11 protein-coding genes are annotated in these 12,558 nt (G+C 63.9%); all 11 read right to left on the bottom strand.

Features of this window, described 5'->3' with window-relative positions; translation table 11 throughout:
* Positions 1–171 precede the first annotated feature (171 nt).
* Positions 172–669 (bottom strand): transcriptional regulator NrdR, encoded by a 498-nt coding sequence (gene nrdR, locus ABIB35_RS14600; protein ID WP_354182447.1) that lies wholly within the window; start codon positions 667–669, stop codon positions 172–174.
* A gap of 194 nt (positions 670–863) precedes the next feature.
* Positions 864–2,186, bottom strand: a complete 1,323-nt coding sequence (gene hisD / locus ABIB35_RS14595) for a histidinol dehydrogenase (RefSeq protein WP_354182454.1) — start codon at positions 2,184–2,186, stop codon at positions 864–866.
* Positions 2,187–2,256: 70 nt separating this feature from the next.
* The gene (gene dnaE / locus ABIB35_RS14590) at positions 2,257–5,793 is read right to left on the bottom strand and encodes a DNA polymerase III subunit alpha (RefSeq protein WP_354182446.1); all 3,537 of its coding nucleotides are present in this window, start codon (positions 5,791–5,793) and stop codon (positions 2,257–2,259) included.
* An 86-nt stretch (positions 5,794–5,879) separates the two neighbouring features.
* Positions 5,880–6,815: an RluA family pseudouridine synthase gene (locus tag ABIB35_RS14585; protein WP_502915797.1), complete on the bottom strand. Its 936-nt coding sequence runs from the start codon at positions 6,813–6,815 to the stop codon at positions 5,880–5,882.
* On the bottom strand, positions 6,812–7,543 hold the full coding sequence (lspA, locus tag ABIB35_RS14580; protein ID WP_502915796.1) for a signal peptidase II: 732 nt from the start codon (positions 7,541–7,543) through the stop codon (positions 6,812–6,814). The genes ABIB35_RS14585 and lspA overlap by 4 nt, the downstream gene beginning before the upstream one ends.
* A gap of 140 nt (positions 7,544–7,683) precedes the next feature.
* A complete protein-coding gene (locus ABIB35_RS14575) occupies positions 7,684–8,391 on the bottom strand; it encodes a DivIVA domain-containing protein (RefSeq protein ID WP_354182445.1) in 708 nt (235 codons plus the stop codon).
* A 157-nt stretch (positions 8,392–8,548) separates the two neighbouring features.
* Positions 8,549–8,839, bottom strand: coding sequence for a YggT family protein (locus tag ABIB35_RS14570; protein WP_354182444.1), 291 nt, complete (start codon positions 8,837–8,839; stop codon positions 8,549–8,551).
* A 66-nt stretch (positions 8,840–8,905) separates the two neighbouring features.
* Positions 8,906–9,484: a cell division protein SepF gene (locus tag ABIB35_RS14565; RefSeq protein ID WP_354182443.1), complete on the bottom strand. Its 579-nt coding sequence runs from the start codon at positions 9,482–9,484 to the stop codon at positions 8,906–8,908.
* Between the two features lie 73 nt (positions 9,485–9,557).
* Entirely contained in the window at positions 9,558–10,334 is a 777-nt protein-coding gene (locus tag ABIB35_RS14560) for a YggS family pyridoxal phosphate enzyme (RefSeq protein WP_354182442.1), read from the bottom strand.
* Between the two features lie 53 nt (positions 10,335–10,387).
* Positions 10,388–11,107, bottom strand: coding sequence for a purine nucleoside phosphorylase YfiH/LACC1 family protein (locus ABIB35_RS14555; protein WP_354182441.1), 720 nt, complete (start codon positions 11,105–11,107; stop codon positions 10,388–10,390).
* A gap of 72 nt (positions 11,108–11,179) precedes the next feature.
* Positions 11,180–12,376, bottom strand: a complete 1,197-nt coding sequence (gene ftsZ / locus ABIB35_RS14550; protein WP_354182440.1) for a cell division protein FtsZ — start codon at positions 12,374–12,376, stop codon at positions 11,180–11,182.
* Positions 12,377–12,558: the final 182 nt, after the last annotated feature.

Here is a 12,558-nt window from a genome sequence, read left to right as displayed (position 1 = left end):
GGGTGGGGGCGCCGCCCCACCCCCCGACCAAACAAAAAAAAAAAAAAAAACCCCACCCCAACAACATAAAAACCACATTTTTATCCACCCACCCCCCCCCCCCCCCCCCCCCCCCGCCGCCCCCCCCCCCCCCCCCCCCGCTTCTGTGTGTCCGGGGTACTGCCCAATAACCTAGCGCGCGGTCAGCGGACGCTGAACTGCATCGGCGGAGGCCGCCGGGGGCAGCGATTCCTCGCGCAGGACGGCAATGGCCGCCTCAAAATCATCCAGGGATTCGAAGGCCTGATAGACACTGGCGAAGCGCAGGTATGCCACCTGGTCCAGCTTCTGCAGGGGCTTCAGGATGGCCAGGCCCACCTCATGGGCATCAATTTCAGCGACTCCGCTGGCACGGATGGCTTCCTCGACCTCCTGGGCCAGCATCGCCAGGTCGTCCTCACTGACGGGACGGCCCTGGCAGGCCTTGCGCACACCGTTGATCACTTTGCCGCGGCTGAACGGCTCCCCAACACCCGAACGCTTGATGACGCTCAGGCTGGTGGTCTCGACGGTGCTGAACCGGCGCCCGCAGTCCGGACACTGGCGGCGCCGGCGGATGGCCGAACCGTCATCGGTAAGGCGGCTGTCTACGACGCGGGAATCAGCGTTACGGCAGAACGGACAGTACATCCGGTGTCCTTTCGCTGTGGTGCAAGGGCCGGGAAGGCCGCTGCAATGACTGCTGCATCCGAAGAAGAAGCTTGGTCAACCGGCACTGCACCGGCTGCGCACTCATTCTAGGGCCGCAGAGCGGTCATCACCAACTACCCGTCACCATATGTAGTACCTGCCGGTACTACATATGGTGGTTGGGCGTCAGGAGGTCAGGATGAAAAGCGGACCGACACAGCGTCGCCGTGGGCCGGCAGGTCCTCCGCGTGGGACAGGGCAACCACGTGGCCGCTCACTTCCTGCAGCGCAGCACGGTCATAGTTGATGACCTGAATGGCATGCATGAAGGTGGTCACATTCAAACCTGAGGAAAAAGCGGCGGTCCCTGCAGTGGGCAGCACGTGATTGGACCCCGAGCAGTAGTCCCCCAGGCTGACCGGGCTGTAGCTGCCAACGAAGATGGCACCGGCGCTGGTGATGCGGGCGGCAACCTCTTCAGCGTTCACTGTCTGGACTTCCAGGTGCTCGGCTCCATAGGCATTGCAGACGGCAATGCCCTGCTCCAGGTTCTCCACCAGGACGGTCCCGGACTGGGGACCTGAGAGGGCGGTGGCCACCCGCTCGCGGTGCCGGGTGGCCGGAACCTGGCGGCTCAGCTCCCCCCGGACCCGCTCCGCCAGATCGGTGGAGTCGGTCACCAGCACGGAGGCGGCATTGGGATCATGTTCGGCCTGACTGATCAGGTCCGCTGCCACCAGCCGTGCATCCGCACTTTCATCAGCCAGGATGGCGATTTCCGTGGGCCCGGCTTCGGCATCAATCCCCACCACGCCCTTGACCAGCCGTTTGGCGGTGGCCACATACACGTTGCCGGGACCGGTGACCACATCCACCGGTTCCAGTTCCGGGTTCGCCCCGGCGGCGGGAACACCGTAGGCAAAGGCGGCAATCGCCTGGGCCCCACCCATGGCGTAGACCTCTTCGATGCCCAGCAGTTCCGCGGCGGCCAGGATGGTCGGGTGCGGCAGGCCCCCGAATAACCGCTGCGGCGGTGAGGCCAGGGCAAGTGATGTAACGCCGGCAGCCTGGGCCGGGACTACGTTCATGATCACGGAGGACGGGTACACGGCAAGCCCGCCGGGCACATAGAGGCCCACCCGGTTCACGGCGACCCATTTCTGGGTCACGGTGGCGCCGGGACCGATCTGCAGTTCAGTGTCCTGCGGGTGCTGGGCCTCGGCAAAGAGGCGGGCACGGCGGATGGATTCCTCCAAGGCTACCCGGATTTTCGGATCCAGCTGGTCCAGGGCCTCCGTCAGCGCTGCCCGCGGAACCAGCGGTCGGTGCTGCTGAACATGGTCAAACCGCTCGGCCAATTCAGTGAGCGCGTCATATCCGCGGGTACGGACATCGGCAATGATGGCCGCCACGGCGTCGGAGGCCACCTCGGTGGTGGTCACGGCGCGGGGCATCGCCTGCTTGAGGCCGGCGGCTGAAAGGTGCCGGCCGCGCAGGTCAATGGTTCGGAAGGACATGTTGGCAACTGCGGGGCTGGAAGAAGTCACGGCTACATTCTACGGCTTTCCCGCCCCGCCGCCGCTTTTACTACACGTCCAGGCAGGCCGGGCCCAGCAGCACCTTCAGGTCGCCGAACAACGACGGCGTGGGGTTCACGCGCATGTCAACGCCCAGTTTCATGACCTCCACCGTGCGTGAGCCGTTAAGCCGGATCTGCACCTCGGAGGTTCCGGGATGGGTGCGGAGCACGTCGCCGAGCTGGGTCACCACGGTTTCCGTGGCCTTGTAGGTGGCCATCGAGATGACCACAGGCCCGGAGTGCCCCTCGCTGAGGTCCGGAACGGTGAGTTCCTGGGCATTCAGCGTGACCGCGCCGTCGTCGCGGCGCTGCAGCCTGCCGCGCACCACCACAATGAGGTCTTCGGCCAGGACAGCCGCAATCGGTCCGTAGACCTGGCCGAAGAACATGACCTCCATGGACCCGGCCAGATCCTCGATCTCACACCGGGCGTAGGCGTTGCCGCTGTTCTTCGCAATCCTGCGCTGCAGCGAGGTGATCATGCCCGCGATGGTGACGATCGCGCCGTCGGGCGGTCCCTCCTCCCCCACAATATTGGTGATGGAGGAATCCGCATGCTGGCTGAGGATGCCCTCGAGCCCCTGCAGCGGATGATCTGAGACGTACAGGCCGAGCATGTCGCGCTCAAAGGACAGCTTGTCCTTCTTTTCCCACTCGGGCAGGTCGGGGATCTCGATACTAATCGAGTCCTCCGGTTCCTGGTCGGCAATCGCTGCAAAGAGGTCAAACTGCCCCACGGCCTCGTTGCGCTTGAGCACGACGACGGAATCGATCGCCTCTTCGTGGATCATGGCCAGCGGACGCCGGGCGTGGCCCATTGAGTCGAAGGCCCCGGCCTTGATGAGTGATTCGATGGTGCGCTTGTTGCACACCACGGCGGGGACCTTCATCAGGAAGTCCTTGAAATTGGTGAACGCACCCTTTTCCTCGCGGGCGCCAACCATGGACTGCACCACGTTGGCACCAACGTTCCGGATGGCACCCATGCCGAAGCGGATGTCAGTTCCTACCGGGGTGAAGTTCACGGAGGACTCGTTGACGTCCGGCGGCAGCACCGTGATGCCCATCTTGCGGCACTCGTTCAGGTACATGGCCAGCTTGTCCTTGTCATCACCCACCGAGGTGAGCAGGGCAGCCATGTACTCGGCCGGATACTGCGCCTTCAGGTAGGCGGTCCAGTAGGAGACCACGCCGTATGCGGCCGAGTGCGCCTTGTTGAAGGCGTAGTCGGAGAAGGGCAGCAGAATGTCCCAGAGCGCCTTGATGGCGGCCTCGGAGTAGCCGCGGTCCACCATGCCCTGGTGGAAGCCGGCGTACTGCTTGTCCAGCTCGGACTTCTTTTTCTTACCCATGGCACGGCGCAGGATGTCGGCCTGGCCCAGGCTGAAGCCGGCCACCTTCTGGGCAATGGCCATCACCTGCTCCTGATAAACGATCAGGCCGTAGGTGGTGCCCAGGATCTCCGCCAGCGGTTCCTCAAGCTCCGGATGGATGGGCGTGATTTCCTGCTGCCCGGTTTTGCGCAGCGCATAGTTGGTATGTGAGTTGGCGCCCATGGGGCCCGGCCGGTACAGGGCGATGACGGCGGAAATGTCTTCAAAGTTATCCGGGCGCATGCTCTTGAGCAGCGACCGCATGGGACCGCCGTCGAGCTGGAACACGCCCAGGGTGTCGCCGCTGGCCAGCAGATCATAGGCGGGCTTCAGATCCAGTGGAAGGTCTTCCAGGACCAGGTCCTCACCGCGGTTATTCTTGATGTTCTCCACGGCGTCGGAGACGATCGTCAGGTTCCGCAGGCCCAAGAAGTCCATCTTGATCAGCCCCAGGCCTTCGCAGGTGGGGTAGTCGAACTGCGTAATGACCTGCCCGTCCTGGTCGCGGCGCATGATCGGAATGATGTCGATCAGCGGATCCGAGGACATAATCACGCCGGCGGCGTGCACGCCCCACTGGCGCTTCAGGCCTTCCAGACCCAGCGCGGTGTCGAACACGCGCTGGGAGTCGGGGTCGGTGCGCAGCAGTTCGCGCAGTTCCTCGGCCTCGCCGTACCGTTTGGCGTCCTTGTTGTGCACATCCTGCAGGGACAGGCCCTTGCCCATGACGTCCGGCGGCATGGCCTTGGTCAGGCGCTCTCCGACGGAGAACGGGTAGCCCATGACGCGGGAGGAGTCCTTCAGCGCCTGCTTGGCCTTGATGGTGCCGTAGGTGACGATCATGGCCACACGCTCGTCGCCGTACTTCTCCGTGACGTAGTGAATCACCTCGGAACGGCGCCGATCATCGAAGTCCACGTCAAAGTCAGGCATGGAGACGCGGTCCGGGTTGAGGAACCGCTCAAAGATCAGGCCGTGCTGCAGCGGATCCAGGTCGGTGATGCCCATGGCGTAGGCCGCCATGGAACCGGCGCCGGAGCCGCGGCCCGGGCCCACCCGGATGCCGTTGGCCTTGGCCCAGTTGATGAAGTCGGCCACCACCAGGAAGTAGCCCGGGAAACCCATCTGGGCAATGATGCCCACTTCATAGTCGGCGCGCTTGCGGACGGCGTCGGTGATGCCGTTGGGGTAGCGGCGGTGCAGGCCCGTTTCTACTTCCTTGACGAACCAGGATTCCTCGTTTTCCCCTTCCGGGCAGGGGAAGCGCGGCATGTAGTTGGCGTTGGTGTTGAATTCGACGTCGCAGCGCTCGGCGATGAGCAGCGTGTTGTCGCAGGCCTCGGGGTAGTCGCGGAAGATGGCCCGCATTTCCGCCGGGGACTTCAGGTAGAACTCGTCGGCGTCGAACTTGAAGCGCTTGGGATCCGCCAGGGACGAACCGGACTGGACGCACAGCAGCGCGGCGTGCGCAGAGGCGTCTTCAGCATGGGTGTAGTGCAGGTCATTGGTGGCCACCAGCGGCAGCTGCAGCTCCCTGGCGAGCTTGAACAGGTCAGCCTGGACGTTGCGCTCAATGTCCAGGCCGTGGTCCATGATTTCGCAGAAGAAGTTCTCCGCACCAAAGATGTCCCGGAAGTCCGAGGCAGCCTGGACGGCCTCTTTGTAGAGGCCCAGGCGTAGCTTTGTCTGGACTTCCCCGGACGGGCAGCCGGTGGTGGCGATCAGGCCCTTGCCGTAGGTCTGGAGCAGGTCCCGGTCCATGCGCGGCTTGTAGAGGAAGCCCTCCAGGGAAGCCAGCGAGGACATCCGGAAGAGGTTGTGCATACCCTCGGTGGTCTCGGACCACATGGTCATATGCGTGTAGGCGCCGGCACCGGAAACGTCGTTGCGGCCGCCGTCGCCCCACTTCACGCGGGTCTTGTCCGCCCGTGCCGTACCGGGCGTCAGGTAGGCCTCCACGCCAACAATCGGCTTGATGCCGGCGTTGCGTGCCTTGTTCCAGAAGTCGAAGGCCCCGAACACGAAGCCGTGGTCAGTGGTCGCCACGGCGTTCATGCCCAGCTCTTCAGCGTGGCTGAAGAGATCCGTCAGGCGGGCCGCACCGTCCAGCATGGAGTACTCGGTGTGGTTGTGAAGATGGACAAACGATTTGGAAGAAGTTGCTGAAGCCACCGAACCATTCTAGGCCGGGTTAAAGCCGCAGCCGGACGGCACGCCGCCGCCCGGCTGCGGGCCTCATCACTTCTAAGCCGCGTGCCTTAGACATCCCCGCGCTGCAGGGCGTCGAGCGCGTACTGGAGGTCCTGCGGGTATTCGCTGGTCACTTCCACGCGTTCGCCGGTGCCGGGGTGGGTAAACGCCAGTTTCCGGGCATGCAGCCACTGCCGGGTCAGTCCCAGCTCGGCAGCAAGCTTGGCCTCTGCCCCATAGGTGAGATCTCCGGCACAGGGGTGCCGCAGCGCCGAGAAGTGCACACGGATCTGGTGCGTGCGCCCGGTTTCCAGGTGGACTTCCACCAGGGATGCCTTGCCAAAGGCTTCCAGCACCTCATAGTGGGTGACGGACGGACGTCCGCCTTCCAGGACGGCAAAACGCCAGTCATAGGACGGATGGCGACCAATGGGCGCGTCAATGGTGCCGCGCAGCGGATCCGGCAGTCCCTGGACTACGGCGTGGTACATCTTGTCCACGGTGCGGTCCTTGAAGGCCTGCTTCAACAACGTGTAGGCATGCTCGGTCTTGGCCACCACCATGGCTCCGGACGTTCCCACGTCCAGGCGGTGGACGATGCCCTGCCGTTCAGGAGCGCCGGAGGTTGAAATCCGGTAGCCGGCGGCCGCCAGGCCGCCCACGACGGTGGGCCCAACCCAGCCGGGCGACGGATGAGCGGCAACGCCCACGGGCTTATCGATGACAACAAAATGCTCGTCATCAGCCAGGATCTTCAAACCCTCCACCGGTTCGACGACGACGGCAAGCGGGTCCCGCTGTTCCGGAATGTCCACAGTGACCTGATCCCCGGCGGAAAGCCGGTCCGATTTGTCCAGCTGCCGTCCTGACATGCTGAAGTAGCCGTCAGTGAACCAGGTTGCCGCGGTTGAGCGGGACACGTCCAGGAGCTTGGACAGGACCGCGTCCGCCCGGCCGCCGTCGGCCTCGTCAGGAATCTGCAGAACTGTGTGGATTTCGTTCATTTGGTGTCTTCGCCATTCGTTGTCTCTTTAGTGCCGGTATCCCGGGGTTTGTTTCCCATACCGTGTCCCGGCTCCGGCCCCGGCTCCGGGGCCGGATCCGGGGCCGCGGACCCGGCAGCAGTTCCAGGCGCATCCGCCGCATCATCTGCGGCGGCTATTTCGCTTGGCGTTTCGGCAGGGGTTCGCTGGCCGTCCATACCCACACCGCGCAGGGTCAGCAGACAGACCAGGATCACTCCGGAGACCACGCAGGAATCCGCGATGTTGAAAATCGCAAAGTTGGGCAGGGCAATGAAGTCCACCACATGGCCCTGCCCGAAGGACGGCGCCCGGAACAGCCGGTCCGTCAGGTTCCCCATCGCGCCGCCGAGGACCAGCCCCAGGGCAACCGCCCAGGACAACGAACGGACCTTAAGCATGAGGTAGATCAGGAAGGCACAGACGGCCACCATGATGATGGTGAACACCCAGGTGTGGTCAGTGCCGATCGAGAAGGCAGCGCCCGGGTTGAGGATATAGTGCCAGCGCAGCACCGGCGGCAGAACGTCAGTGACCTGTCCAAGGCTCATGGTGGACTCGACCCACCACTTGGTGAGCTGGTCGATTCCCAGGCCAAGGACGGCGCAGGCCGCCATGATCAGGGCATAGCCGGACCAGGCCGGACGGACATGCGCGCCCGGGCGGCCGGCAGCCTTAGCCGCCACGGGTTCCTCAGAAGATTTCGTCATGGTGCTTTCGTTCGTTGTGTCGCATCGACGGCACGCCGGGGGGCGCTAAGACAACGGGCCGGCTGGCCGGGGCGTCCCGGCCAGCCGGCCCGTGCTTTATCTCAGTTTAGTGCACACATGTCTCCACGGTGCCGTTCGGGTTACGCGTCAGCGGTCTCCGAAGCAACAGATCCGCGTGCGTCCAGATCGCGAAGCTGGCCCTCAATGTAGGCCTTGAGGCGTGAACGGTAGTCACGCTCGAAGCCGCGCAGCTGCTCAACCTTGCGCTCCAGCACAGCCTTCTGCTGTTCCAGGTTGCTGAGGATCTTGCGGCTCTTGTCCTGGGCTTCGCTGACGAGGCCACTGGCTTCGATCTGCGCTTCGGCAATGATCTTGTCCCGCTGTTCAACACCGGCGCCCACGTAGTCGTCGTGCATCTTCTGTGCCATGGCCAGAATGCCTGCGGCAGTCTCGGTGTTGCTGGCTGCGCTGGCAGGGGCTGCTGCGGCAGCGGCCGGTGCCGCAGCGGCGGGAGCCGGTGCCTCAACCTTGGGCTCTTCGACCTTTGCGGCCGGCGCCTTCGGCTCCTCAGCCTTGACGGGCTCGGGCTTCTTTTCTTCCTTCACGGGTGCCGTGACCTGCTCGGTCTTGGCTGCAGCGGAAACCGGAGCAGGTACCGAGCCTTCGCTCTTGTTGCCTGCAAGGCATTCCGCGAGCTGGCCGCGAAGATCTTCATTCTCGGCGTTCAGGCGGCGCAGCTCGACGACGATCTCGTCGAGGAAATCGTCAACCTCGTCCTGATCGTAGCCCTCACGGAACTTGGTCGGCTGGAACCGCTTATTGACAACATCTTCTGGCGTCAGAGCCATCTGGTCACCTCACACTGGTTATAAGATTCGCCTGCGAGTCAAGCAGACGGTTCTACGTACAGAATAACGAACATAAAAAATCTAAGGGGTCTTATTCTTTTTCACAGTATATCTTCCGGGGGAGGAAAACTAACCGACCCCCGATCCCCCGCGGAACCTAGACGAGGACGTTGGTCACGATCGTCTTGGCGATCGCAACGAGGATGAACAGCACAATGAAGGCCAGGTCCAGCGAAATACCGCCCAGCCGCAGCGGCGGAATGAACCTGCGCAGCAGCCGGATAGGAGGATCGGTGGCGCCATAGATCACGGAGGCGAGCACCAGGGCCGGCCCCTTAGGGCGCCATTGGCGTGCGAAGATCTGGACTGCGTCGTAAACAATCCTCAGGAACAGAGCAAACTGAAAGAGCACCAGCAGCACATACAGCAGGGAAAAAATAATACTCACGCGTGTTGTTTCGTTTCAGGGGAGGCCGCAGCGATCCGCAGTGACCCCGCTGTTGCGGGCACGCGGTCAGCTCTGGTTGAAGAATGCAGACTGGGATTCGCTGACCTTTTTGTCATCCCCCAGCACCTCCACGTAGGAGGGCGACAGGAGGAAGACCTTGTTGGTCACGCGTTCAATGCTACCGCGCAGGCCAAAGACAAGGCCAGCGGAGAAATCGACAAGCCGTTTGGCATCTGCTTCACCCATGTCGGTGACATTCATGATCACGGGAATACCATCACGGAAACTCTCGCCAATGATCTTGGCATCGTTGTAGGAACGGGGGTGGACGGTGGTGATCTGGCGCAAGCCAGCCACTTCCTCTCGGGATGACGGTGCTCGTTTGATCGGCGTGACCGGTGCGCGGTATTCTTCGACGGCGGTGCGGAGCACAGCTGCCGGGGCCGGCTCGGCGTCGTTATCCGGCCGTTCTGTCCGTTCGGTGCGCTCTGTACGCTCAGGGCGATCGGTCCGCTCGAACTCAGGGGCGTACTCCTCGGTGTTGCGCGCCGGGGTGTCCCGCTGGCTCTTCTGCTCAGACTCGTAGTTCTCGTCACCGTCGGCGAGCCCAAGGTAAATCATTGTCCTGCGCATTGCGCCAGCCATGGTTGCTCCTTCTAGAACTTCAGCGCCGTAGCACCCGTCCCTCGCCAAATGAGAGACTTTCCTGCAATAGACGCTACCGTACCGGCGGCCGCGGCCCGAGAATATCGGAGCCGATCCTCAGGTGTGTCGCTCCGCATTCCAGGGCTGCTTCCAGATCCCCGCTCATGCCGGCGGAGACCGCTGTGGCTCCGGGGAAGTCCCGGCACAGCAGTTCGGACAAACCGCGCAGTCTTGCGAAAGCCTCCCGCGGATCTGCGCCCAGAGGCGCCACAGCCATCACACCGGCCAGCCGGAGACCGGCCTCTGCCTCGATGGCTTCGGCCAGGCCCGGAAGCTCTGAGGGCAGGGCTCCCCCGCGTCCGGCACCGGAGGCTGCTCCGGACCCGCTTCCGGCCCCCGGGTCCAGCGTTTCCCGCAGGTCCACCTGCAGGAAACACTCCAGCGCCTCCCTGGGCAGCCCGCCTGCCTCTGCCCGGCGCTGCTGTTCGGCAGCCATGGCCTTTCCCAGAGCATGGACCAAGGAGATGCGGTCTACTGAGTGCACGGCGGATGCATAGCGAACCACCGATTTGGCTTTGTTGCTTTGCAGCTGGCCGATGAAATGCCAGTTCAGGTTCAGGTCCGACGTCTCAGCGGCCTTCGCTGCTGCCTCCTGGGCTTTGTTTTCCCCCATGTCGGTGACCCCCAGGGCAGCGAGCAGTTCAACGTCGCTGGCCGGAAAATACTTGGTGACCACAATGAGCGTGGGTTCGGCCGAGCCGGCAGCCGCTGACCGGATGCGGGTGCGGACCCGTTGCAGTCGATCGGAGAGTTCGGCGGATCGTTCCGCCGCGGTAGTGCTGAAAGTCATAGGGCATTCCTTGGTTCTAGGACACCGCAGCTGCAGTGCGGGCGCCCGCTGGGTTAGCTGCGCCAGATCAGGCCGGCGAGCCGCCCTGCGTCGGCACTGCGGCGGTGCGAGTAAAGATCATCTGATTCCAGTGTGCATCCGCCCAGGCGGAGCACCTCCACGCCCAAGCCGGCCAGCTGCGCTTCCGCGCCGGCAGGCAGGTCCAGCGCCGGGGTTCCCCAGCGGGTGCGTGACTGCAGGGCCGGCATCGCTTCAGCGGCTTCGTCAAGCATCATCCGGGGCACCTCGTAGCACTGCCCGCACACCGCGGGCCCGATCCAGGCCCGGATGCTGACCGCGCCGGCTTCACGCATCCCGCGCACCGTGTTGACCAGGACGCCCTCCAATAGACCCCGGCGTCCGGCGTGGGCCGCTGCGGTCACCACGCCGCGGCTGCCCAGCCCGGCCAGCGCTACGGGCACGCAGTCTGCCACCATCACAGCCAACGGCACGGAACCGTCAGTGCTCACAAGCGCGTCCGCCGTGGGCGGATCCCCGGCACCCGAGGATCCTGTGGGTCCTGTGGGTCCTGGCACTGCCACAACAACGGCGGAGTGCACCTGATTCATGAACCTCAGCGAACCGCCGGGAACCTTCATACGCCGCTCCAGCGCTGCCCGCCGCATCATCACCTGGGCCGGATCGTCCCCCACATGCAAAGCGAGGTTGCCCGCCTCCGTATTGGTGAACGCGACCGTCAGGCCGTCACCGACCTGCGCCTGCCACCAAAACATTGTCGAACAACCTCGCTGCTGCCGGGCGTTCCGGACTGCTGCCCGGACCGGGTGTTATTTCAGGAAATGCTGTTACTTCAGGAAGTCAGGGACATCCAGGTCATCATTGCGTCCAGTGGACAGGTCCGACTCCACGACGGCGGGCAGGTCAACGTCAAAACCTGCATCGGCCGGAACATCGCTGTGCTGAGTGGAGCGCTGCGACCAGGCGGACAGTCCGGCAGACGCCGGCGCAGCGCCGGCGTAGCTGCCGCCGGCCGGAGCACTGACCGGCGGTGCGGCAGGCTCGGCAGGCTTGTGGGAGACCGGCTGGGAGGTGACGTCCACCTGGTCAAACCCGGCAGCGATCACGGTCACGCGGGCCTCATCACCCAGGGCATCGTCAATGACGGCACCAAAGATGATGTTGGCTTCGGGGTGGGCCACTTCCTGCACCAGGCGCGCAGCTTCGTTGATTTCGAACAGGCCGAGGTCGGAGCCACCCTGAATCGAGAGCAGGACACCGTGGGCGCCGTCGATGGACGCTTCCAGCAGAGGAGAAGCTATTGCCAGCTCGGCAGCCTTGACGGCCCGATCCTCCCCTCGTGCGGAACCGATGCCCATGAGGGCCGAACCGGCACCCTGCATGACGGACTTAACGTCGGCGAAGTCAAGGTTGATCAGTCCGGGAGTGGTGATCAGGTCAGTGATGCCCTGGACGCCGGAGAGCAGCACCTGGTCAGCGGAGCGGAAGGCGTCCAGCATGGACACGTTCCGGTCGCTGATGGAGAGCAGGCGGTCATTGGGGATGACGATGAGCGTATCGACTTCGTCGCGCAGGGTGTCAATGCCCGACTCCGCCTGATTGGAACGTCGCCGGCCTTCGAAGGTGAAGGGGCGCGTCACCACGCCGATGGTCAGAGCACCGAGGGAACGGGCAATGCGTGCCACGACGGGCGCGCCGCCGGTACCGGTTCCGCCACCCTCACCTGCGGTGACGAAGACCATGTCGGCCCCGCGAAGGACCTCCTCGATCTCCTCGGCATGGTCCTCGGCGGCCTTGCGGCCAACCTCCGGATCAGCACCGGCACCCAGGCCGCGCGTCAGCTCACGACCAACGTCGAGCTTCACGTCGGCGTCACTCATCAGCAGTGCCTGCGCATCGGTGTTGATGGCGATGAACTCCACGCCTCGGAGCCCTACGTCGATCATCCGGTTTACGGCGTTCACGCCACCGCCGCCGATGCCGACGACCTTGATGACGGCCAAGTAATTCTGCGGTGCTGCCACGTCCTGTGTCCCTTGTTCGAATCTGTGCAACTGATCATTGGGTGGCCGGAATGCTTCCGACCGAAAACCTTGAACCTGACCTGTAACCTTCAACCGGAAACCCTAAGCCTCTAGTTGAACGTTATAGTTATGTCAAGTAATCCTCTACCAGTGACGCTATGGGGCGAAAACTGGTTCTGCAA

Source organism: Arthrobacter sp. UYP6, assembly GCF_040547315.1.
Lineage (GTDB): Bacteria > Actinomycetota > Actinomycetes > Actinomycetales > Micrococcaceae > Arthrobacter_B.
This window is presented reverse-complemented; position numbering and strand designations above follow the sequence as displayed.

Coding starts and splice junctions, on each gene's coding strand:
- nrdR (WP_354182447.1), bottom strand. CDS start 669: ATGTACTGTCCGTTCTGCCGTAACGCTGATTCCCGCGTCGTAGACAGC.
- lspA (WP_502915796.1), bottom strand. CDS start 7,543: ATGACGAAATCTTCTGAGGAACCCGTGGCGGCTAAGGCTGCCGGCCGC.
- ABIB35_RS14565 (WP_354182443.1), bottom strand. CDS start 9,484: ATGGCTGGCGCAATGCGCAGGACAATGATTTACCTTGGGCTCGCCGAC.
- ABIB35_RS14560 (WP_354182442.1), bottom strand. CDS start 10,334: ATGACTTTCAGCACTACCGCGGCGGAACGATCCGCCGAACTCTCCGAT.
- ABIB35_RS14555 (WP_354182441.1), bottom strand. CDS start 11,107: ATGTTTTGGTGGCAGGCGCAGGTCGGTGACGGCCTGACGGTCGCGTTC.
- ABIB35_RS14575 (WP_354182445.1), bottom strand. CDS start 8,391: ATGGCTCTGACGCCAGAAGATGTTGTCAATAAGCGGTTCCAGCCGACC.
- hisD (WP_354182454.1), bottom strand. CDS start 2,186: ATGTCCTTCCGAACCATTGACCTGCGCGGCCGGCACCTTTCAGCCGCC.
- ABIB35_RS14585 (WP_502915797.1), bottom strand. CDS start 6,815: ATGAACGAAATCCACACAGTTCTGCAGATTCCTGACGAGGCCGACGGC.